The 22,937-nt window shown below is 40.7% G+C and carries 25 protein-coding genes; 14 read left to right on the forward strand and 11 right to left on the reverse strand.

Translation table 11 applies throughout. The annotated features are described in order from the left end of the window. Positions 1-39 precede the first annotated feature (39 nt). The 4 genes from nusB to ACFOWS_RS05535 all read left to right on the forward strand — a co-directional run bounded on the left by nusB (position 40) and on the right by ACFOWS_RS05535 (position 3,244). Positions 40-987, forward strand: coding sequence for a transcription antitermination factor NusB (gene nusB / locus ACFOWS_RS05520; protein ID WP_379762955.1), 948 nt, complete (start codon positions 40-42; stop codon positions 985-987). 38 nt (positions 988-1,025) lie between these two features. After that, complete coding sequence (locus tag ACFOWS_RS05525; protein WP_366587690.1) at positions 1,026-1,505, forward strand: DUF1573 domain-containing protein; 480 nt, start codon at positions 1,026-1,028, stop codon at positions 1,503-1,505. Positions 1,506-1,517: 12 nt separating this feature from the next. Beyond that, positions 1,518-1,808 carry a preprotein translocase subunit YajC gene (gene yajC / locus ACFOWS_RS05530; protein ID WP_366587693.1) on the forward strand — a complete coding sequence of 97 codons (291 nt, stop codon included), beginning with the start codon at positions 1,518-1,520 and terminating at the stop codon, positions 1,806-1,808. 86 nt (positions 1,809-1,894) lie between these two features. After that, positions 1,895-3,244 carry a Gfo/Idh/MocA family protein gene (locus ACFOWS_RS05535; RefSeq protein WP_379762956.1) on the forward strand — a complete coding sequence of 450 codons (1,350 nt, stop codon included), beginning with the start codon at positions 1,895-1,897 and terminating at the stop codon, positions 3,242-3,244. A 171-nt stretch (positions 3,245-3,415) separates the two neighbouring features. On the opposite strand, the gene ACFOWS_RS05540 is transcribed toward ACFOWS_RS05535, so the two are convergent. From ACFOWS_RS05540 to pepT, 6 genes are all read right to left on the reverse strand, one after another. Beyond that, on the reverse strand, positions 3,416-4,030 hold the full coding sequence (locus ACFOWS_RS05540) for a hypothetical protein (RefSeq protein WP_379762957.1): 615 nt from the start codon (positions 4,028-4,030) through the stop codon (positions 3,416-3,418). Between the two features lie 181 nt (positions 4,031-4,211). Beyond that, entirely contained in the window at positions 4,212-4,814 is a 603-nt protein-coding gene (locus ACFOWS_RS05545; protein WP_379762958.1) for a short chain dehydrogenase, read from the reverse strand. Further along, positions 4,811-5,257 (reverse strand): GNAT family N-acetyltransferase, encoded by a 447-nt coding sequence (locus tag ACFOWS_RS05550; protein WP_379762959.1) that lies wholly within the window; start codon positions 5,255-5,257, stop codon positions 4,811-4,813. The genes ACFOWS_RS05545 and ACFOWS_RS05550 overlap by 4 nt, the downstream gene beginning before the upstream one ends. 43 nt (positions 5,258-5,300) lie before the next feature. Then, positions 5,301-5,606, reverse strand: coding sequence for an ArsR/SmtB family transcription factor (locus tag ACFOWS_RS05555; RefSeq protein ID WP_449267389.1), 306 nt, complete (start codon positions 5,604-5,606; stop codon positions 5,301-5,303). Between the two features lie 206 nt (positions 5,607-5,812). Next, positions 5,813-6,403, reverse strand: coding sequence for a YdeI/OmpD-associated family protein (locus ACFOWS_RS05560; RefSeq protein WP_379762960.1), 591 nt, complete (start codon positions 6,401-6,403; stop codon positions 5,813-5,815). A gap of 2 nt (positions 6,404-6,405) precedes the next feature. Continuing rightward, on the reverse strand, positions 6,406-7,635 hold the full coding sequence (gene pepT, locus ACFOWS_RS05565) for a peptidase T (RefSeq protein ID WP_379762961.1): 1,230 nt from the start codon (positions 7,633-7,635) through the stop codon (positions 6,406-6,408). 99 nt (positions 7,636-7,734) lie between these two features. Between pepT and ACFOWS_RS05570 the strand changes: the two genes are divergently transcribed. The 4 genes from ACFOWS_RS05570 to ACFOWS_RS05585 all read left to right on the forward strand — a co-directional run bounded on the left by ACFOWS_RS05570 (position 7,735) and on the right by ACFOWS_RS05585 (position 10,754). After that, the gene (locus ACFOWS_RS05570) at positions 7,735-8,154 is read left to right on the forward strand and encodes a hypothetical protein (RefSeq protein WP_379762962.1); all 420 of its coding nucleotides are present in this window, start codon (positions 7,735-7,737) and stop codon (positions 8,152-8,154) included. A 54-nt stretch (positions 8,155-8,208) separates the two neighbouring features. Continuing rightward, positions 8,209-9,249 carry a quinone-dependent dihydroorotate dehydrogenase gene (locus ACFOWS_RS05575; RefSeq protein WP_379762963.1) on the forward strand — a complete coding sequence of 347 codons (1,041 nt, stop codon included), beginning with the start codon at positions 8,209-8,211 and terminating at the stop codon, positions 9,247-9,249. Positions 9,250-9,325: 76 nt separating this feature from the next. Next, on the forward strand, positions 9,326-10,189 hold the full coding sequence (locus ACFOWS_RS05580; protein WP_379762964.1) for a hydroxymethylglutaryl-CoA lyase: 864 nt from the start codon (positions 9,326-9,328) through the stop codon (positions 10,187-10,189). 70 nt (positions 10,190-10,259) lie between these two features. Then, the gene (locus ACFOWS_RS05585; RefSeq protein ID WP_379764482.1) at positions 10,260-10,754 is read left to right on the forward strand and encodes a hypothetical protein; all 495 of its coding nucleotides are present in this window, start codon (positions 10,260-10,262) and stop codon (positions 10,752-10,754) included. An 8-nt stretch (positions 10,755-10,762) separates the two neighbouring features. Here the strand turns inward: ACFOWS_RS05585 and ACFOWS_RS05590 are convergent, their stop codons facing one another. Beyond that, positions 10,763-11,113, reverse strand: coding sequence for a DUF6686 family protein (locus ACFOWS_RS05590; RefSeq protein ID WP_379762965.1), 351 nt, complete (start codon positions 11,111-11,113; stop codon positions 10,763-10,765). Positions 11,114-11,257: 144 nt separating this feature from the next. On the opposite strand from ACFOWS_RS05590, the gene guaB reads away from it, so the two are divergent. After that, positions 11,258-12,730, forward strand: a complete 1,473-nt coding sequence (gene guaB, locus ACFOWS_RS05595; RefSeq protein WP_379762967.1) for an IMP dehydrogenase — start codon at positions 11,258-11,260, stop codon at positions 12,728-12,730. Between the two features lie 100 nt (positions 12,731-12,830). Next, positions 12,831-15,308, forward strand: a complete 2,478-nt coding sequence (locus ACFOWS_RS05600) for a hypothetical protein (RefSeq protein WP_379762968.1) — start codon at positions 12,831-12,833, stop codon at positions 15,306-15,308. Here ACFOWS_RS05600 and ACFOWS_RS05605 read toward each other — a convergent pair whose 3' ends face one another. The 3 genes from ACFOWS_RS05605 to lysA all read right to left on the reverse strand — a co-directional run bounded on the left by ACFOWS_RS05605 (position 15,309) and on the right by lysA (position 17,546). Further along, positions 15,309-15,824: a thioredoxin family protein gene (locus ACFOWS_RS05605; RefSeq protein WP_379762970.1), complete on the reverse strand. Its 516-nt coding sequence runs from the start codon at positions 15,822-15,824 to the stop codon at positions 15,309-15,311. A gap of 68 nt (positions 15,825-15,892) precedes the next feature. After that, positions 15,893-16,306, reverse strand: a complete 414-nt coding sequence (locus tag ACFOWS_RS05610; protein ID WP_379762971.1) for a DUF3995 domain-containing protein — start codon at positions 16,304-16,306, stop codon at positions 15,893-15,895. A 1-nt stretch (position 16,307) separates the two neighbouring features. Next, positions 16,308-17,546, reverse strand: coding sequence for a diaminopimelate decarboxylase (gene lysA / locus ACFOWS_RS05615; protein WP_379762972.1), 1,239 nt, complete (start codon positions 17,544-17,546; stop codon positions 16,308-16,310). Between the two features lie 161 nt (positions 17,547-17,707). Between lysA and ACFOWS_RS05620 the strand changes: the two genes are divergently transcribed. The 4 genes from ACFOWS_RS05620 (at position 17,708) to ACFOWS_RS05635 (ending at position 20,786) form a co-directional block, all read left to right on the forward strand. Further along, a complete protein-coding gene (locus ACFOWS_RS05620; protein ID WP_379762973.1) occupies positions 17,708-18,346 on the forward strand; it encodes an LON peptidase substrate-binding domain-containing protein in 639 nt (212 codons plus the stop codon). A 129-nt stretch (positions 18,347-18,475) separates the two neighbouring features. Then, positions 18,476-19,669 carry an ADP-forming succinate--CoA ligase subunit beta gene (gene sucC / locus ACFOWS_RS05625; RefSeq protein WP_379762975.1) on the forward strand — a complete coding sequence of 398 codons (1,194 nt, stop codon included), beginning with the start codon at positions 18,476-18,478 and terminating at the stop codon, positions 19,667-19,669. Positions 19,670-19,840: 171 nt separating this feature from the next. Next, a complete protein-coding gene (locus ACFOWS_RS05630) occupies positions 19,841-20,242 on the forward strand; it encodes a TerB family tellurite resistance protein (protein WP_366587737.1) in 402 nt (133 codons plus the stop codon). A 118-nt stretch (positions 20,243-20,360) separates the two neighbouring features. Continuing rightward, complete coding sequence (locus ACFOWS_RS05635; RefSeq protein ID WP_366587739.1) at positions 20,361-20,786, forward strand: Hsp20/alpha crystallin family protein; 426 nt, start codon at positions 20,361-20,363, stop codon at positions 20,784-20,786. 123 nt (positions 20,787-20,909) lie between these two features. Here ACFOWS_RS05635 and uvrB read toward each other — a convergent pair whose 3' ends face one another. Beyond that, a complete protein-coding gene (uvrB, locus tag ACFOWS_RS05640) occupies positions 20,910-22,898 on the reverse strand; it encodes an excinuclease ABC subunit UvrB (protein WP_379762976.1) in 1,989 nt (662 codons plus the stop codon). Positions 22,899-22,937: the final 39 nt, after the last annotated feature.

The raw sequence follows: 22,937 nt of genomic DNA on the forward strand, positions 1-22,937 counted from the left end.
GGGTGAAAGCCAATAAACGACTTTAAAGTTCTTTAAAACATGCTTACCCGCAGGCATATCAGAGTAAAAGTGATGCAATGCATTTACGCATTGATCCAATCCAAGGACGACTCCTTGGAAAAACAGGAAAAGTTCCTAAAAGTGAGTATAGAGAACATGTATGTGCTCTATTTACTTGTTTTGAGCCTTTTGGCAGAACTCCATCAATTGGCCAACAGGCATGTGAACCGCACCTCAAAAAAATATCTTGCTACCGAGGAGGACCACTATCCCGACCGAGAAAAATTCGTAAAAAACAGGTTGTTGTTGCAAATTGTCAACAATGAATCGCTAAAGGCAGCTTTGTCCAAAAGAAAGCTCAACAATTGGTACCTGAACGAAGAATACGTGAAAATTATCTACAAGGAAGTGGTCAGCAGTACTATTTACAAAGACTACATGACCAATGGCAGGGATGATTATGAGGATGATCGTGAAGTGATCTTACAACTTTTCAAGAATATCATAGCCCCCAATGATAAGATCTACGAATATTTTGAGGATGACAAACTCACCTGGGTAGATGACATTCCCATCGTAAACACCTATTTAATGAAACGTTTGCGAAAGGCGAATGAAAATTCCAATGATAAATTTTTTCTTCCAGCTTTGCTGAAGGATGAGCAAGATATGGAGTATGCCAATGACCTGCTCACCAAAACCTTGCTCAACGATGCCAAATGGGAAAAGGAAATTGAGGGCAAGACCCCAAATTGGGACAATGATCGTATCGCCGAGATCGACTCCATCATTCTTAAAATGGCCATTTGCGAGTTGCTCAACTTTCCATCCATTCCAGAAAAAGTAACCTTAAATGAATATTTGGAGATTGCCAAAGAATACTCCACACCTAAGAGCAGCATCTTTATCAATGGGGTCTTGGACAAGTTGGCCAAGGAATATAAATCCACCGGAAGACTACAAAAAATAGGTAGGGGGCTGCAATAAACAATATTTGTTTAATTTTGGGAAAACAAATTTTTATCATGAAAAGAATAACAACAATTTTAACTTTATTCCTAGCAGTGGGATTAGTGAGTGTTTCCTGCAAGGACAAAGCCTCAAAAAAAATAGTTGCTGACAATGTTGAAAGTGCTACCAGCAGAGATGAAGCACAAAAGCAACTTCCGGTGATGACCTTTGAAAAGGCAGAGCACGATTTTGGAACTATTGCTCAAGGAACCCCCCAAGAGACTTCTTTTAAATTCACCAATACGGGAGATGCTCCTTTGATCATTACCGATGCCAAAAGTAGCTGCGGATGTACAGTTCCTCAATACCCAAAGAACACCCCAATTGCTCCCGGAGAATCTGGTGAGTTGTTGGTAAAGTTCAACGGATCTGGACAAAATCAGGTGACCAAAACCATCACCGTTACCGCAAATACGGAAAAAGGAACAGAAATGCTTCGTATTAAGGCTTTTGTTAACCCCAAGGAAGCGACACCAGCTGGTCCTGTTAAATAGTTTACAACCTGAATGGAAAACCTAGGACAGTTTTTACCTCTGATATTGATTTTCGCCGTGGCGTATTTTTTTATGATTCGCCCACAGATCAAGCGTCAGAAGGATGAGAAAAAATTTACTTCGGAGTTAAAAAAAGGAGATAAGATCATCACCAAAAGTGGACTTCACGGCAAGATTGTGGAATTGAACGACAAGGATTTTTCCTGTGTAATTGAGACCATGGCCGGACGTCTCAAGTTTGATCGCTCTGCCATTTCCATGGAGATGAGCAAAAAACTGAATGCTCCCGACGAAAAGAAGTAAAATAGATATATAATTTTTAGAGGCGTCCTTCGCAATTCAAATTGCGAGGGACGTTTTTTTGTATCTTATCCCAAATTTAAAAAGATATGGGTACAAGAAGACAGTTTGTAAAAAGGGGATCCTTGTTTATGGCCGGAATGGGAGCTACCATGGTTCTTCCAATGGAAGTATTGGGCGCTATACGGAAAACCGTGAGCCCGAATGATAAAATCCAAGTTGGAGTTATAGGGTGTAAAGGAATGGGGTTTTCAGATTTGTCTTCCATGCTCAAGAACAGCGAAGTGGAAGTGGTCGCGCTTTGTGATGTGGATGAAAATGTACTCCAACAACGTACCGCCGATTTGGAAAAAGCAGGCATCAAGAAACCCAAATGGTATTCAGATTACAGAAAATTATTAGAGGATAAGGATATCGATATTGTCATCATTGGCACACCGGACCATTGGCATTGTTTGTTGTTGGTAGACGCCATTGATGCGGGAAAAGATGTCTATTGCGAAAAACCCATTGCCAATTCCATCACGGAATGCGATGTCATGTTGAATAAAGTCAATGCCAGCGACCGTATGGTGCAGATTGGACAATGGCAGCGCAGTCAACCCCATTTTGTAGATGCCATCAATTATGTACATTCTGGGAAATTGGGTCAGATACGTTTGGCCAAAACCTGGGCCTATCAAGGATGGATGAAATCCATTCCTCCCGTTCCCGATAGTCCCGTACCTACCGGAGTGGATTATAAAATGTGGTTGGGCCCGGCTCAGGACCGACCCTTCAACAAAAACCGTTTCCATTTTGATTTTAGGTGGTTTTGGGACTACGCCGGCGGATTGATGACCGATTGGGGCGTACACTTGATAGACTACGCGCTTTATGGTATGAAAGCTTCCACGCCCAAGTCGGTGATGGCCATGGGTGGAAAGTTTGCCTACCCCGATGATGCCGCAGAAACTCCAGACACTTTGCAGACCGTATACGAATTTGATGGATTTTCCCTGTTGTGGGAACACGCCACCGGTATTGATGGTGGCAACTACGGCCGAAACCACGGTATCGCCTTTATTGGCAACAACGGAACCTTGGTGTTGGACCGTGGTGGATGGGAAGTAATCCCCGAGAGAGACCGTCCCAATTGGAGTCAGGATAACGGCCCTAAAATAGAGCCGGTGCCACTACAACAAGTGGACGCCAACGGATTGGACTTGCATACCACCAATTTTTTGGATGCGGTTAAATCTCGGGACAAGTCCATTCTCAATGCACCTATAAAAGTGGGCTATGATGCCGCTGTGGTAAGCCATATGGGGAACATAGCCTATAAAACCGGGGAACGCTTGTTCTGGAATGCTGACGAACACCAATTTACAAATGCCACAGCCAATGCGTATTTACGAAATGAATACCATAATGGGTGGGAATTGCCGAAGGTGGGGTAGGGAGTTATAAAAGAGTGGTTTTTGGGATTGCACTTATCGGTCTTGTATAACAATCAGTTGCGGATTGGTTGAAAACTAAGATAGCTAAAATTACCGACTTTTATGCTTGCGCGGTTGTGTCCGCAGGACACAAAGCCGCAATTGTTGTTATACGGTGTTGTAAACTGGCTTTTATGCGACTCTTTCAATTCGGCAATTTTCACATTCAGGATGAGTTTTTACAAAGTCAGCAATCGATTCATTGATTTTCTCAAATGATTCTCCATAAAAATATAATCCAGTTTCTGTATTTCCTTGCCAATATCGAAGAACATTATCTTTTATATTCGCTAATCGTCTAATCTCTATAGCTAAAGCTTCAGAGTCAGAATTTTTATAAACTTCATCAGACAGATTTATCCCGTCAAGATAAATTCCTAAACCTTCCTTTTTTCCAAATTCAATTTTTTGTTCCGTTTTCTCAATTGTCAGTTTAGAACCTTTTGGTGCTCCAAGCTCTTCAAGTTTCTCAATGATTGATTTAATGTGATTTTCATTAATGTCATCAGAATTTAGTTGGATTTCTACGTCACAGTATTCTAATTCTCCAGATTCTAATTGCATAGTTCCTCCACCAGTAACTTCTCCAATTTCATTAGCTTGAAGAAATTCATTTAACGGGTCTTCATAAATTTCTCCTCTATCAATTGGCATTACTTTATCATTTAGAGTTGCGACAATAAAATTCCCAGAGTATTCTTCTTCCTCTTTTTTATTTAATCTGAAAAGTTTTTTAATTAATTTCATATGTTGGTTTAGCTTGTTTACAACGTTAAAAGATATGATTCGTTTTTAAATGAATTATATCGACCGATAAGTGAAGTTAGGATTTTTAAAAGAAAAAATCCAGCTAGAATTGACGGATTACTGTGGAAGATTCATGGATATCGAAAACCTACCGATATGCATCATTCAATCCACCCTTTTTTTAATCATATACTCTAATTATTTGTCCATTTCCCTTTCCGTTTACGCTCCTAACATACCCGTTAATTACTTTTTTCATCGGTATTGGATTATGCCCTGGGAAATAGTCTTTATACTTCTCATATGCGTCTTCCACCATTCCAGACGAAACAGCATTCACTCGTATGCCATTCTTAATTTCGAGTGCAACAGCCTTGACAAAACTGTGTATTCCCCCATTCACCATTGAAGCACTGGTTGTTTTTACCACTGGGTCATCCGCTAAAATTCCTGTGGATAAGGTTATGGAACCATTGGGATTTAGATAGTTTTGACCAATACGAACCAGATTTACTTGTCCCATTAGTTTGCTCCTCAAACCAATGAAATAATCCTCTTCCGAAAGTTTATGGAAATCATCCCATTTTGCTTCTCCGGCAATACAGATAATTGCATCAAGTTTTCCAATGGTTTCAAACATTGCTTTAATAGAGTTGATGTCAGCGATATCAACTCTTACATCTCCACTTGTCCTTGCTGCTATTAAAACTTCATTGTCTTGTTTAAAATGGGAAACGATCTTTTTTCCTATAGTTCCGTTTCCTCCAATAATTACTATTTTCATATTCTATCTTGATGTAGTTTTTGTTCAAAATGAAATCCAAGGATTTTAAAGCTTTGGTTAAAATAGAATTTATGGGAACGTTCATTTTGCACATATGTATTTAATCCAATGGATTGGTATTCATTAGTAAATGCCCATCTTTTTATCTCATCAATAAAATATTTGCCAAAACCTTTAGATTGAATTCTTGAATCAATAATCACATTGTCCAGTTCCAATTGCTTGCCGCAATAGATTCTTACCGTTGTCCAACCAGATGATATGCCTATTAGTTTTTGCTCTTGAAAGAGACCAAAGCACCTGTAATTTGATAGTTGGGACATCTGACGTAATAACTTTTCTATTTGACTATCTGTCATTTCTGGATTTAGGAGCTTGAGAAGATAAAGTACTTTCTCAAGATTTTTTATAGGGTCTATAAGTTCAACGCATACGTTTTTCATATCTTTATTTCGGTATATGTAGATGTATTAAATTAAATGAAAGTTAAATTTTAAGAAAATGACAATACTGTTCAATCAATTCTTCATTTCTCTTTAAATAGGACCATTTTCCATGTCTTGTGGAAATTAAAAGTCCGCACTTTTCCATATTGGTCAAGTAGGTTGAAATTGTTGATTGGGATAGTCCTGCTTTTTCTTGAATATAGGTCACGCAGACGCCATCATTAAAATGCTTTAAAGTCTCGTGTGGAGGAAAATGTTTGCCAGGTTCTTTCAACCATTCCATTATTTGCACTCTGGTTTGGTTAGACAAACATTTCCCGATTTCGGTTGCGGCTTTCAAATCCATAAGGCAAATATATCTATAATTCTAGATATATAAAAGTATTTAGGGAAATTTATGGATTTATTCAATTTTAGGCTTGTTTCCAAATGAGATAAGATCTCATTCGTTTGATTGAATAATAGCGACCTGTATATGCCCATTGACGGGGTTTGACTAAAGTTGGAATCTATAAATGAAAATATTGGGCTAAAACAGTATGACATCAAAACTTACCGATATCCATCATTCAGCCCAACCCCTTTTTCAATTAGAGGCAGGATTTTTTCCAGTCGACGCAATTTGGTGGCTTCTTGTTTGGCTTCGGCAATGTACTCGCAGAACTCTTTTTGTTTGTAGGGGGTAAAGTTTGCAAAAGCGGTTTTTAGGGTGGTATTCTTTGCCAATTCGGCTTGTAATTGTTCGGGAATGGCAATTTTTTTAGTCTTTTCAGCCTTCACTTCCAGTCCCTTTTTTTGGTTTTCCAAGGCCTCGTTCATATAGGCCAACACCTCTTTTTTATCAATTTCTTCCAAAGATTGAAACTTCCAGTGCCGCATGCCCTTGGTTTTGCCTTCCTGCGCATTTTCCAAAACTTTTTTGGGGTCTTTTAAAAAGACTCCATTAAAAAACCATACCCCAAAATGCTGTTTGAACTTACAAATCCCAAACACATTTTTACCATTGAGGGTATACACGGGAATGCTCCACTTAAAGTCTTCCTTCGCCTCGGTTTTTAGCGCAATTTCCCTGAGTTTTGCAATGCCTTTTTTAAAGGTGTGCTCTTTTTGGTAGTAGGCCGCTATTTTTTCGGATTTTTCCATAACTACTTGATTTGACTAGCCGTAAGTTCGCAAATTTTTACGATTACCTTCACCGCTTTCTCCATACTTTCCAAAGGAACATATTCATATTTCCCATGAAAATTATGACCGCCCGCAAAAATATTGGGGCAGGGCAATCCCATAAAACTGAGTTGGGAGCCATCCGTTCCCCCACGTATGGGTTTAATGATGGGTTCTATACCAAGTTGTTTCATCGCTTCTTCCGCAATCTCAACAATATGAAACACCGGCTCTACCTTTTCACGCATGTTGCGGTATTGGTCTTGGATTTCCAGCACAACATAGTCACCATGTTTTTTGATGAGTTTTTCGGTGATGTCTTCCAACAGCTCTTTCCGGGCTTTAAAATGGATGGCATCATGATCACGAATGATAAGCTCTATTTCTGCTTTTTCGATTTCGCCCTTTATTTTATGCACATGAAAAAAGCCTTCCATCCCTGAGGTATGCTCGGGAACTTCCCTAGGTGGCATCAGACTTAAAAATTCATTGGCAATGCCAATGGCATTCACCATTTTATTTTTGGCATATCCCGGGTGGACGCTCTTTCCCGTAATGGTAATTTTGGCCTTGGCGGCGTTGAAATTTTCATATTCCAATTCGCCCACTTGACTTCCATCCATGGTATAGGCCCAATCCGCACCGAATTTCTTCACATCAAACTTATGGGCACCCCGACCAATTTCCTCATCCGGGGTAAAGGCAATGCGAATTTTACCGTGTTTAATCTCTGGATGTTGCACCAAATACTCCATCGCCGTGATAATTTCCGCGACTCCGGCCTTGTCATCAGCGCCCAAAAGTGTATTGCCATCCGTAGTAATCAAGGTCTGCCCTTTGTAGTGCAGCAAGTCTTCAAAATAATCAGGAGATAGCACAATGTTCTTCGCTTTATTGAGCACAATATCTTTCCCATCATAATTTTCCACGATTTGTGGCTTCACATTTTTCCCGCTAAAATCCGGGGAGGTATCCATATGACTGATAAAACCGATGGTGGGCACTTTCTTTTCCGTATTGCTGGGTAATGTGGCCATGATGTAGGCATTCTCATCAATGGAAACCTCGTGCAAACCAATTTGATGTAACTCCATCACCAGTTTTTTGGCCAAGGTCCATTGCGTTTCGGTGCTGGGGGTGGTTTTTGAATAAGGGTCACTCTGCGTATCCGTAGTCACATAGTCAAGAAATCGGGGTAGTAGTTGTTCCATATTGGGCGTTTGCTCAAAAATAATGCATATTCAAGAGCGATTTTAACAATCTAACCACATTTACTGTTATCTTTCGTTGTTTTTTCAAACCCCATACTTTTGAAAGCGGCTGTTTTTTCTCTTTTACTGCTATTGAATTTCTCGGTTTTTGCCCAAGAGGATTGTCTTCTTGGTGTTGGTGGAAAAGATGATGAAGTCATTGCTGAAGTTTTTCAACTCAATGAAGAACAGCAGGAACAACTTAGAAATTGGAGCGCCGAGCTCAAAATAAGAAATGGGTGGCTAAAGGAGAAGGCCGAATATCTACTAAAAAAGCATGAGGAAAGCTCTGTTGATGAACTGTTGAAAGTATCAGAGGAGTACCAGAAAATTCTGGACAGCATGAAACAAAATGTCCGGATGATGGACAAAAGGTTGCTGACCATCCTCAATCCAAAACAATATGAGTTCTATACCGAACTCTGCACTAAACTTTCCTTGCGTCCTATCTATATAAATAGGTCAGTTGACGAAAAATGAATCTTTTCATACATACTGTTTTAAGAGTTTTTATTTTTGTCCAAAACCAATTGAATGTACAAAATTCTCATTCGGCCTGTCCTCTTTTTATTAGACGCTGAAGCCGCACACCATTTTTCTTTTTGGGCCATTGGGATACTTTCAAAACTGCGATTTGGACCTCTGTTCAGGGCTGCCTTTGATGTTAAGGACGAGAGATTGGAGCGAGAAGTTTTTGGCCTGAAATTTAAAAATCCCGTAGGTCTTGCAGCCGGATTTGATAAAGATGCCAAGTTGTACAACGAATTTTCAAATTTTGGTTTTGGTTTTGTTGAAATAGGAACCTTGACTCCAAAACCGCAATCGGGAAACCCTAAAAAGCGCTTGTTTCGTTTACGGGAAGATAAGGCCATCATCAACCGTATGGGATTCAACAATAAAGGCGTTTTTGAAGCCGTGGAGCAGCTGAAGAAGGAACACAGGGTAATTATTGGGGGCAATATTGGGAAAAACAAAGTTACTCCCAACGCAGAGGCCATCAAGGATTATCTTATCTGTTTTGAGGCATTGTTTGACTACGTGGATTATTTTGTGGTAAATGTAAGTTCGCCCAACACGCCTGGACTTCGGGAGCTTCAAGATAAAGAGCCCTTGACCAAATTGTTGAAAAAATTAAAAAGTCAGAATGGCAAACAGGCAAAAAAGTCTAAAAAGAAAGAAAAACCTATCCTCTTAAAAATAGCTCCAGACCTTACGGATGCCCAATTGTTGGACATTATTGACATTGTAAAGGATACCCATATTGATGGGGTAATTGCCACCAATACAACCATTGCCAGAAATGGACTTAAAACCCCTCTTTTCGTTACTGAGGAAAAAGGAGGATTAAGCGGAAAACCCTTAACACAAAGAAGTACCGAGGTTATTCGGTTTTTGGCAGAAAAGAGCAATAAAGCATTCCCGATTATTGGGGTGGGAGGTATCCATTCTTCAGAAGATGCATTGGAGAAATTGGAAGCTGGTGCTGATTTGGTCCAACTCTACACTGGATTTATTTATGAAGGCCCCGGTCTTATCAAAAAAATCAACAAAGCCTTATTGGAGGGTAAAGCTTGACCCTTATCGCTGTACCGATTCAGAAGTATTTTCCCCATTGCCATCAGATAAATAATGGTAATTTTACGGTCGGCCTATGTCAAAGATAAAACTCATAGAATGTCCTAGGGATGCCATGCAAGGCATTAAGACCTTTATTCCTTCAACGGAAAAGGCAAGATATATTCAATCTTTATTAGGCTGCGGATTCGATACCATTGACTTTGGCAGTTTTGTCTCTCCCAAAGCCATTCCGCAAATGCAGGACACCGCAGAAGTTTTGGATTTGTTGGACCTGTCCAAAACCCAGAGTAAACTTTTGGCCATTGTGGCCAACCTAAGAGGAGCTGAGGATGCATGTCAACACAAAGCCATCGATTATTTAGGGTTTCCCTTTTCCATTTCAGAGAATTTTCAAATGCGAAATACGCACAAGACCATTGCGCAGTCCGTAGAAACCTTGGACGGCATATTGGAATTGGCCAATACCCATAACAAAGAGGTTGTCACCTATATCTCCATGGGTTTTGGGAATCCGTATGGGGACCCTTGGGATGTGGAGATAGTAGGGGAGTGGACTGAAAAATTGGCTGCCATGGGAACCCGAATTTTATCCCTCTCTGATACTATAGGAAGTTCCACGCCAGAGGTGATAGATTACCTGTTTTCCAATCTTATTCCAAAGTATCCCAAGATTGAATTTGGAGCCCATTTGCACACTACGCCCACCAAATGGCATGAAAAAGTGGATGCCGCCTATAAGGCTGGGTGTCGACGTTTTGATGGTGCTGTACAAGGATTTGGCGGGTGCCCTATGGCCAAGGATGAGCTTACAGGAAACATGCCCACAGAGAAAATGCTTTCCTACTTTACAGCAGCCAAGGCAGATACCGGGGTAAACTGGATGGTCTTTGAGGCTGCATATAACAAGGCTACAGAGCTTTTTTCAGTATATCACTGATTCATTTTTACCAACCTTATTTGGATTGAGTCTAAATTGGTATATTTGACGGCATTTTAAACCTTCCATGATGACTTACAACGGGGTATTGACCACTTTCCCAAAAGAAATCAGAGTATTTATCGTATCATTTGTCATTATCCTCTCCGTAGGTTTTTTTACAGGGCTTCTTTTTATTAGGGAAACCGAATCCACTACACCAGCAGGAATCGAGGAAAATTATATGGGGAATGAAGACGATGAGACAGCTGAAGTGATGAAATTTAAAAAAGGAGACCGTGAAATGCTAACCATTGTGCATACCCATATCCTTTCCATGTCTATGATTTTCTTTTTGTTGGGTGGATTGGTCTGGATGACAGATTGCTCCAAAAAATGGAAGCTATTCTTGACCATTGAGCCATTTCTGTCCGTTATTCTAACTTTTGGTGGGATTTATTTGATGTGGAAGGGCATTTCATGGTTTAAGTATATCGTCATCTTTTCTGGTATTTTAATGACGCTTACATTTACTGGGTCGGCAACAATGGTTTTGTGGCAATGTTTACGTCTTGCTAGAAAATAGAAGAAAACTCAATTTTCAATGAAACGGTAGTCAATATCTTGATACTCCAAAAACTTGATGTGTGGTTTTTGGAAGGATAACAGGTGCAGTATTTCGTGAACTTCTTCTTTGTTCACGAGGATAATAAAGTGCTTTTTTCCCACTGAGATGGGGATTTTCCGTTGTTGTGTCCAATGTTTAAGCTGGTTCTCCCAATAGGGAATGTCCAACCCATTAACATACTCTTTAAAAGCTTCCAGTTCCCATTCATACAATTCAAAGCATAAATTATTGAATATCAGTTGAAAAAGTTTGGTTTTATTGCAAAAGGTCAGTATACCGTTCTTGGATTGACTCAAAATACGTAGGGAATTGCACATAAACTTTGATTTGGTATAAAGATATTAATTATTTATAATAAGTCTAAATTAAAATAAATTGAATCTGTTTCACACCAAATACAGGAAGGGCTATAAATCAATTAAAATAGTGGTATATTTGCACGCAATTAATCCGTAATTGCAATGGAAGCCCACCTAAATAAAATTGTTGGCGAAGGACTTACTTATGATGACGTCCTACTTGTGCCAGCGTATTCCGAAGTACTCCCAAGAGAAGTCAATATCCAATCCAAATTTACGAGGAACATTACCATTAATGTGCCCATTGTTTCTGCGGCCATGGATACCGTTACAGAGTCGCGTATGGCCATTGCCATGGCACGTGAAGGAGGTATTGGTGTACTGCATAAGAACATGAGCATTGAGCAGCAGGCCATGAAGGTTCGAAAAGTGAAACGAGCTGAAAGCGGTATGATTATGGACCCTGTGACCCTTCCGTTGGAGTCTCGGGTGCGTGATGCCAAGGCCAATATGAAGGAACATAGCATAGGAGGGATACCTATTGTTGATTCGGAAAATAAACTATTGGGAATCGTGACCAACCGTGACCTTCGGTTTGAGAAAAATGACAATAGGCCCATCGCAGAAGTTATGACCTCAGAAAACTTGGTCACTGTGGGTGAAGGAACTTCTTTGCAACAAGCCGAGGTGATTCTTCAAGAAAATAAGATTGAAAAGCTTCCCGTGGTCAATGAAAAAGATGAGCTGATTGGACTCATTACTTTTAGGGACATCACTAAATTGACACAAAAACCCATTGCCAACAAAGATCAATACGGACGTTTACGGGTAGCCGCAGCCGTTGGGGTGACCGCAGATGCCGTGGAACGATCAGGAGCATTGGTGGCGGCAGGTGTGGATGCCATAATCATTGACACCGCCCACGGTCACACCAAAGGTGTGATTAGTATTTTAAAAGAAGTCAAAAAGAATTACCCTGAGTTGGAAGTGGTTGTCGGTAATATTGCCACAGCCGAAGCGGCCAAATATTTGGTGGAAGCCGGTGCAGATGCGGTCAAGGTGGGCATTGGCCCAGGTTCCATTTGCACTACCCGTGTGGTAGCAGGCGTTGGTTTTCCTCAGTTTTCCGCAGTATTGGAAGTGGCGGCGGCCATTAAAGGTTCTGGTGTTCCCGTGATTGCTGATGGCGGAATCCGATATACCGGGGATATCCCCAAAGCCATTGCTGCTGGGGCTGATACCGTGATGTTAGGCTCATTGTTGGCCGGGACCAAAGAATCCCCCGGGGAGACCATCATATATGAAGGTAGAAAGTTCAAATCCTACCGCGGTATGGGTTCTGTTGAAGCCATGAAACAGGGTAGCAAGGACCGTTATTTCCAAGATGTGGAAGATGATATCAAAAAATTGGTCCCCGAAGGCATTGTAGGTCGGGTACCGTATAAAGGCGATCTATATGAAAGCATGCACCAATTTATTGGTGGACTCCGTGCTGGAATGGGCTATTGTGGCGCCAAGGATATTGCCGCTTTAAAGGAAAATGGTCGCTTTGTAAAGATTACCTCCAGCGGTATCCACGAAAGTCATCCGCATGATGTGACCATCACCAAGGAAAGCCCTAACTATAGCAGGTAACAATCTATTTCATTTGAAAGAATAAACTTACTGTTTTATCTAAAAATACTTTTGTGTTTGGTAGATAAAAGGTATCCTTGTGCTTTTAAATGTAATGACCATGCTAAGGCAAACCTCACTTGTTTTTTTCTTTTTGATTCTTTTTAGTTGTAGTAGTGATTCGGATGGCCCAGAGGAGGAAGTAATAGTAATTGAACTTCCTTCGGTGACTACTGGAACTGCCACGAACATTACAATAAATTCAGTTGAAATTAATGGGAACGTGACCAACGATGGTGGCGGACAAGTAACTTCTAGAGGATTTGTGTGGGATACCAGTTCAACTCCTACGATGGACAATAATATAACCACCAACGGGACGGGTGAAGGAGTATTCAATACCACCATATCCAATCTTGAAGAGAGTACAGAATATTTTGTGAGAGCCTATGCCACGAATTCTGAGGGAACTTCCTATGGGAATGAAGTCAGTTTTGAAACGGGTTCCTCTTCGATAGTATTGACAACCCTTGAAGCTACTGAAGTTAGTGAAAGCTCAGCAGTTTCTGGAGGTTCAATTACCATAAATGGAGAAATTACAATTAATATCAAAGGTTTGTGTTGGAGTACAGAACCCAATCCTACAATAGAGAATGATAAAACCGAACAGGGAGACAGTGCTGATGAGTTTCAAACTACAATAAATGGATTGTCGCCAAACACAACATATTACGCTCGTTCATACGTCATAAGTGGTGAAGATGTTTACTACGGTAATCAAATTAGTTTTACAACTGAGCCCGGAATGATCCTGTTGTCAACAAAGGAGATAATTGAAATTGGAGAGACAACAGCAAAGGGTGGTGGTACCATTACGGATACGGGAGGAACTACTATTATTGCTCGTGGGGTTTGTTGGAGTACAGCTCCCAATCCTACAGTTGATGATAGTAAAACTGAAGATGGGGATGGAGATGGAGAATTTGAGAGCACCTTAAGTGGTTTGTTGCCCTATACAGAATATTATGTTCGAGCATACGCTACAAATTCTGAAGGAACGGTTTATGCAAATGAGGTTACTTTCACAACTCTAGAAGGTGCACCAAAGATTTTTGATGGGGATGTTGTACTGGAATCTCAACAAGAAGTGGATGATTTTGGTAATCAAGGGTATAGCGAAATAACGGGATCCCTTTTTATTGGGAAGGCAATTGTTACAGGTCCATCTGACGCATCGGATATTTCAAGTTTAACACCGCTATCCAATTTGGAGACCATTGGCTCTACATTTACCATTTATTTTAATCCAGACATAACAGGCTTAGATGGATTATTGGGTTTGACAACTATTGGCGGGGACTTGGTTGTAAGATTCAATAATTTTATTAACAATCTAGATGGATTAAATGGTTTAACTGAAATTGGTGGCAAGCTGGAAATACAGGGAGAAGACTCTCTATTAAATATAAATGGACTTTCCAATGTACTTTTTATAGGTGGATCAATATCCTTTCAACGAAATGATTCTCTTGGAAGCATAGCTGGATTGCAAAATCTAACAGAAGTCAATGGTAGTTTGGAATTATTTCAAAATCCTTTACTTACCAACCTTGATGGTTTGCTAGCGCTTAGAAACGTAAAAGGTGATTTTTGGATTAATGGATCAGCACTGGATAATCTTACTGCATTGAATAATCTTGAAACCGTGGAAGGGAACCTTCGTATTGAAACTTTGGCTAATCTAGAGGTGATAAATGGATTTGACAAACTTACCTCTGTATCCGGTGATTTAAGAATTAATGGAAATGCCTCCTTACTAAATATTCAGGGTTTCTCTAACCTCAATGATGTAGAAAGTATGCGGATAGATAACAATCCCTTGCTTGCTGAAATAAATGACTTTGATGCACTTTCCCAAATTAACGGAGACCTTTATGTCTTTGCAAACTCTTTACTAACCAATATTGATGCTTTTCAGATGATTACTTCCATTGGCGGGAATGTAAGGTTGTCTTCCAATCATTTGCAGGAATTGGGCTTTATTTCCAATCTTACAACAATAGGGGGAAATTTAAATATTGAATCGGAGTACTTTCTGCCCAATATTAACGAATTGAACAATTTGGAGACTGTCGGAGGGAGCTTAGTATTGATTGACACGCAGTCCGTTAATGTGAGCTTTGAGAATTTAAACCAAATAGGAGGTTCATTGATTATACGTGATAACGGATGGTTATTCGGAGTTGAGATGCCCAGTTTGGTTTCTGTAGTTGGGAATGTGGAAATAATACGAAATCAATCGACCTCTTTTAACTTAGATGTACCGTGGGGATTAACTTCAATAGGAGGGGATTTGATGATTAATTTTAACAATTCAGAGTTCAATTCTCTTCAAGGTCTTTACGTAATTCATGCTTTTGAAAATCTAAATAATCTAAGTGGTGATATAGAAATTACATGGAATGGTGGTTTAGAAAACCTTTGTGGATTGCAGCCTTTACTTTTGAACGGATATTCGGGAAATTACTTGGTTGAATATAACCGTAACAATCCCACCCAACAAGACATCATTAATGGCAACTGTAGTATTTTCCCTTAATTACTTCCCAGCATACGTCTGCCAGTCCTTATCCTTGTAAATGTTGTCGCCAAAATAACGGGCAATCTGAAGAAATGGCTCCACTTTTTGGTAACCAGGAACAGGAGAGAGCATATTCAATTGTTCATCCAAAAAGACTACAGTGGGATAGCTCAATTTGCCTTGCAACAGGGCAGCGGCCAATTCATGATAGCCTCGTCTTCCAGAAGGAACATACTTAAAGGTCTTTCCTTGGTATTGAATGGGGTCTTTACCTTCGGCATCCAACTTTACCATATAGAAATTATCCTGCATGTATTGGGAAACTTCAGGGTTTTGAAAGGTATCCTTATCCATTTTTTTGCACCACCCACACCAATCGGTGTAGACATCAATGAACATTTTCTTGGGCTGTGCATCGGTTTGGGCTAGTTCCACGGCCTCTTCCCAAGAAATCCAATTAATCTCCTGGGCCTGGGATTGAAATCCTACAAGCAATAAAAAAAATAAACTGATTTGGGTAAAAATAGCGCGCATAGTTCCTTTTTTTGGACATTGGTCGTCCTATCCATACAAAAATAACGAAAATTGTGCCAGAAAAGTATCTACTCCAAAAACTCCAAAATAAAGATAAGCGTTCCCAATAGTAGGCAGAGTGGAGAGTAATATCGCGTGTCCAAAGCTGAAAATTTGCTGTTCTTCGCAGTTTTGAAAAAGCCGATATACTTAAAATCCCCAAAAGCCCGTAAAATAAAAATGATTCCAATGACCATTGGGACATAGCTTAACCAAGGCTTGTCTAGATAGATAAGAACTTTATTGATGAAGACAAAGGCGAAAAATAAGAGTATGATTCCCACCAAGACTGCCATTAGTTTTCCTGGGGATTTTACTTTGGAACTGCCCACTTTGGTCGGCAACACCGCTTCCGGTTCCTTGATCCCAAAAACAGCCCAATAGAAATGAAGTCCGGCCAGGAAAATAAACACTATGGACAGTAAAAGGGAAATGATTTCCATGCTACTTCACAGCTTCTTTTTTAGGTGCTTCAAATAGCTCTTTTACATCTACCTGATTTCTTAGGATGTCATCAAAAGTTTCGCGTTCTCTAATTAAATGGGCCTTGCCATTGTACCAAAGCACCTCGGCAGGCCGAAATCTTGAGTTATAATTACTTGCCATGGTAAAGCAATACGCACCAGCGTTTCTAAAACAAAGAATATCTCCTTCAGAAATTTCATTGATTCTACGGTTGCTGCCAAAAGTATCGGTCTCACAGATATACCCCACCACGGAATAATAGCGCTCCCTGCCCTCTGGGTTTGAAATATTGACAATCTCGTGGCTGGCCCCGTAAAGCATTGGCCGAATTAAATGGTTGAAACCGGAATCAATACTCGCAAACACGGTGGATGTGGTTTGTTTTACCACATTTACCTTGGCCAAAAAGTGTCCTGCTTCACTGACCAAAAACTTACCAGGTTCAAAAGCCAACGTCAGACTCTTCCCATATTCCTCGCAGAACTGATTAAAACGAGTGGTCAATTTTTTGCCCAATTCCTCTATGTTGGTCTCAATATCTCCTGTTTTATAGGGAACCTTGAATCCACTTCCAAAGTCAATGAATTCCAAATCCTTGAAGTTTTTTGCGGTTTCAAACAAGATTTCAGAAGCGTATAGGAACACATCAATGTCCAAGATATCGCTTCCGGTGTGCATGTGAATACCATTGATGTTCATATTGGTCAACTCCACAATACGTAATAAATGTGGAATTTGATGGATGCTGATTCCAAATTTGGAATCGATATGTCCTACCGAAATTTTGGAATTACCTCCAGCCATCACATGCGGATTAATGCGAATGCAAACAGGAATATCAGGGTGCTTGCTGCCAAACTGCTCCAAAATGGAAAGGTTGTCAATATTCACCTGTACACCAAGGGCTGCAGCTTCCTCTATTTCTTCCAAAGAAACTCCATTGGGCGTGTAAATAATGGATTCGGGTTTAAAACCTGCCATGAGTCCCAGTTTCACTTCTTGAATGGAAACCGTGTCCAAACCACTTCCCAGATGGTTCATCAACCTGAGAATGCTAATATTTGAGAGTGCTTTGGCCGCATAATTCAACCGTAATTGGGGCACCCCTTCAAAGGCTTTGGTCAATCTTTGGTATTGTGAAGCAATTTTGTCGGCATCATATACGTAAAGCGGAGCTTCAAATTGCTCCGTTAGTTTTAACAGGTCTTTGGAGTTCATTGCGTTTAGTCTTTCGCGCAAATCTAAAGGATGTACGCGGGTTCTACAAGAATAAAAAACAAATTCATTTATTTATAACAAATTGTTTCAGAAATAACAATTAAAAACAAAGGTACTTGCGGCTTTGCATTTGGGATTGTACATTTAGGCAAACTTCAACAATGAAATTACCTTTATTTCCCTTGCAATCGGTTTTTTATCCAGGTGAAACAGTGCCCTTGCATATTTTTGAGGAGCGTTACAAGCAGTTAATTTCTGATTGTAGGAAAGAGGCCCTTACTTTTGGGATTCCGGTGTTCATCAACAATGCCATGTCATATGGAACCGAAGTGCAGTTGGTGGAGGTTGTGAATACCTACAAAAATGGAGAGATGGATGTGGTCTGCGTGGGAAGACAGGTATTTAAGGTGTTGTCTTTTGAGCATCAAATGGAGGGTAAATTGTATTCTGGAGGAGAAGTGGAGTTCTTGGATGTTGAGAATGATGCGGATGAAGACCTCCGAGAAGAGGTATTGCAGAAAGTTGAGGTATTGTACGACTTGATGGATGTTCCTTTCACGAAAACCTCTCCAAAGCAGTTTAATAGTTATTCCTTGGCCCACAAAATGGGGCTTTCTTTTGAGCAGGAATACGAATTGCTTCAAATTCCCCACGAAAAAGACCGTTTGTTGTACATAAAAGAGCATTTAGACTCCACAACATCGCTGTTGAGTCAGGTGAATCGGACCAAGGCGGTCATTGAAATGAACGGCCACTTCAAGAATTTTGATCCTCTGGACTTTGAGGATTTTAAAATGTAGCATCCGATTTGTTACAAATTATACCACCTTTCTTTCAAGTGCATACCTTAGAGCTAATTAATCCCCTTTCACCTAGAATTTGTCAATGGGGTTTTCTATTTTTGTCGGCAAACAAAAGTTAATTCACAGATGAATCTTCACGAATATCAAGGAAAAGAAATTTTGGCCAGCTTTGGGGTTAGGATACAACGAGGAATCGTAGCCCGAAATGCAAAAGAAGCGGTTGATGCCGCAAAACAACTGACACAAGAAACCGGAACCGGTTGGCACGTAATAAAGGCTCAGGTACATGCTGGTGGCCGTGGTAAAGGTGGTGGTGTTAAGTTGGCCAAAAACTTGAAGGAAGTTGAAGAGTTGGCAGGGAACATTATTGGGATGAACCTAATTACCCCTCAAACCTCTGCGGAAGGTAAAAAGGTACATCAAGTTTTGGTGGCTGAGGATGTGTATTATCCTGGCGACAGTGAAACCAATGAATTTTATATGTCCGTACTACTGAATAGAGCTACGGGAAGAAATATGGTAATGTACTCCACCGAAGGCGGGATGGACATTGAGGAGGTTGCGGAAAAGACGCCTCATCTGATTTTTACCGAAGAAATTGACCCTGGGACTGGGCTTTTGCCTTTCCAAGCGAGACGTATTGCTTTCAATTTGGGATTGTCTGGAACTGCATTTAAAGAAATGGTGAAATTTGTCTCTGCTCTATACAAAGCTTATGAGGAAAGTGATGCCAGTCTTTTTGAAATCAATCCGGTTTTAAAGACTTCAGACGATAAGATTATGGCCGTGGATGCCAAAGTTTCCATTGATGATAATGCGCTTTACCGTAGAAAGACCTACGCTGAAATGCGCGACCTTCGTGAAGAAAACCCCATCGAGGTTGAAGCACGTGAGGTCGGACTGAACTATGTGGATTTGGATGGAAATGTAGGTTGTATGGTTAACGGTGCCGGATTGGCCATGGCCACCATGGATTTGATCAAAATGGCCGGTGGTGAACCAGCCAACTTCTTGGACGTTGGAGGTACTGCAGACGCCAAAAGGGTGGAGGAAGCCTTTCGTATTATTCTGAAAGATCCTAACGTAAAAGCAATATTGATCAACATTTTTGGAGGTATCGTGCGTTGCGACCGTGTGGCGCAAGGTGTTGTAGATGCCTACAAGAACATGGGTGATGCCATTAAGGTGCCTATCATAGTCCGACTTCAAGGTACTAATGCCGAGTTGGCCAAGGAAATCATAGACAATTCTGGATTGGCGGTACATTCTGCCGTTCAATTCCAAGAAGCGGCTGATAAAGTAAAAGAAGTATTGAACTGATAAAACTTATATACAGACTTATAAAGGGCGACATAAATATGTCGCCCTTTTTTATTTGCGAACAGGAAAAACAGCGTGTTCGGGCAACGCAACAAAATTCAACCATTCCTGATGTACTAAAAAGAGGTGTTTTGGAGTTATCTATACAGAAGTTACACCAAAACCTAACCCATGGGCACCTACGAGGAAAAATTGAGCATCCTTTCTGAAATGATAGCCTTTGCCAGGGTGGACCATTCCCTCAAGGAATCGGAATATGGTTTTTTACTTAAGGTTGCTTCAAACTTGGGAGTGGACAAGGAAACTTTTGAAGGTCTTTTAAAAGAAAAATCTCCCAAAGTAGTATTAAAATCCCAAGCCGAGCGTATTGTGCAGTTTCACCGATTACTGCTCTTAATGAATGTCGACCGGGAACAGCACAAAAAGGAAGTGGATACGCTCTACAACATTGGACTTAGAATGGGACTGCCACCCGCGGCCATAAGTCAGGTTTTACAGGTCATGCATAAGTATCCGAACAATGTCATACCGCCCGATGTGCTCATCAATATCTTCAAGGCGCATTACAACTAATGTCATTTTGACATAATTTTCTGTTAAAACAATGACATATCGACATGATTTTTGTGTTGGTACATGATTTGTCTATGGTATGGTGATTTAGAAGTTTAATCTTAAAACATATAATACCATGAGTTTAGTAAAAAGAAATAGCCTGTTTTTTCCATCAGTAATGAATGATTTTATGGGACCTGATTGGTTCGGTGGAACCGAAAAGTGGAACACCTCCGTTCCCGCTGTAAACATTAAGGACAATGAGAAAGGTTTTGAATTGGAACTTGCTGTTCCTGGCATGAAGAAGGATGATTTCACCGTTGAAGTTGACAACGATGTATTGACTATTTCCAGTGAGATTAAATCTGAGAATGAAGAAACCAAAGAGAATTACACCCGAAAGGAATTTTCGTATTCTTCATTTAAAAGAGCTTTTACATTGCCTGAAACCGTTGACGGTTCCAAAATCGATGCGAAATATGAGGATGGAATATTGAAATTGACCTTGCCAAAAAAACAAGAGGCATTGCCAAAACCAAAACGATTGATTTCAATCGGATAAAAAATTAAAGAGCACACCATTTTAGGTGTTTCATGATGCCTGTCTGATGGCAGGTAGGGTTGATTAGTTAGTTGGTTAGTTTGTTTGCGCGCTCCTTCAGCAATGTAGGAGCGCGCTTTCTTTTTAATCCTGTTCTTGAAGTTGTTTTATTTCATCACGTAGCTTGGCAGCTTCCATAAAGTTAAGTTCCTTGGCTGCTTTTTCCATTGCCTTGCGCTTTTCTCGAATCAATTTTTCGCGTTGATCTTCGGTCAGGTATTCCAAATCAGGTTCAGCGGCCCGCAATTCCTCTTTTTGAAAGTGATAGGTGGATACGGAGTTTTTTGCCAGTGCACTATCCAAACTTTTATTCAGTGCCTTTGGAGTAATATTGTTTTCTGTATTGTAGGCCAACTGTTTTTCCCTCCTGTAGTTCGTCTCATCAATGGTCTTTTGCATGCTTTCCGTAATGGTATCCGCATACATGATGGCTTTACCGTTTAGGTTACGTGCAGCTCTACCCACGGTCTGGGTCAAGGAGCGGTTACTTCGTAAAAAGCCTTCTTTATCAGCATCCAAAATAGCAACTAGGGAAACTTCGGGTAAATCCAAACCTTCGCGTAATAAATTGACTCCGATTAAAACATCAAAAAGACCTTTACGTAAATCCTGCATAATTTCAACACGCTCCAAGGTATCTACATCACTGTGAATGTAGCGGCAACGAACATCGATTCGGGCCAAATACTTGGCGAGTTCCTCCGCCATCCGTTTCGTCAAGGTAGTCACGAGCGTTCGTTCATCCAGCTCAACCCGTTGTTGAATTTCCTCTACCAAATCATCAATCTGGTTGGCACTCGGACGTACCTCAATTACAGGGTCCAACAATCCAGTAGGCCGTATCACCTGCTCCACGTACACGCCTTGACTCAATTCCAATTCATAATCTGCCGGAGTGGCACTTACATAAATGGCTTGGTTTTGAAGGGCTTCAAATTCCTCAAACTTTAAAGGTCGGTTGTCCATGGCTGCCGGTAACCGGAAGCCATATTCCACCAAATTTTCCTTTCGGGAACGGTCGCCACCGTACATGGCATGCACTTGCGGAATGGTAACGTGACTTTCATCAATCACCATTAAATAATCATCTGGGAAATAATCCAGCAAACAAAACGGGCGTGTTCCGGGTTCCCGACCATCCAAATAGCGGGAATAGTTTTCAATTCCAGAGCAGTAACCCAATTCGCGAATCATTTCCAAATCAAAATTGGTGCGCTCTTCCAATCGTTTGGCTTCCAGTGGTCGACCTATCTCTTTAAAATAGTCTATTTGCTTGACCAAATCATCTTGAATCTCTCGAATGGCGTTTTGAAGCACATCAGGAGAGGTCACAAACATATTCGCTGGGTAGATGTTCAACGAGTCATAAATTTCGATGACTTTATTGTTGAAAGGGTCCAACGCCTCAATTTCCTCAATTTCATCCCCAAAAAAATGAATTCGGAATGCGTGATCGGCATAGCCTGGGAACACATCCACAACATCTCCCTTTACCCTAAAGTTTCCATTCCTAAAATCCGCAGTGGTTCTGGAATACAGACTTTGTACGAGTTGTTTCAGGAATTTTGTTCGGGAAATAACCTGATCTCTGTGAATGGAAATCACATTCTTTTGAAACTCGACCGGATTTCCAATACCGTACAAGCAAGAAACTGAGGCCACCACCAGCACATCCCTTCGCCCAGAAAGTAGGGAAGAGGTAGCACTCAACCGTAATTTTTCAATATCCTCATTGATGGAAAGGTCTTTTTCAATATATAATCCGCTGGAGGGAATGTAGGCTTCTGGTTGGTAGTAATCGTAGTAGGATACAAAGTATTCCACGGCGTTTTTCGGAAAAAACTGTTTGAACTCGGAATATAATTGGGCAGCCAACGTTTTGTTGTGCGCCAGAACCAAGGTTGGTCGTTGCACGGATTCCACCACATTGGCCACTGTAAATGTTTTTCCAGAACCCGTCACGCCCAGAAGGGTCTGGTGCCGATCGCCTGCTTCAATGCCCTCCACCAATTGTTTGATGGCCTGTGGCTGGTCGCCAGTAGGTTGGAACTTTGATACTACCTGAAATTTCATCTGATAAAAATAGTAAAGGGAAGTGCCAAATTAAAGCAA

Origin of the sequence: Flagellimonas marina, assembly GCF_042651185.1 — a bacterium.
GTDB lineage: Bacteria > Bacteroidota > Bacteroidia > Flavobacteriales > Flavobacteriaceae > Flagellimonas > Flagellimonas marina.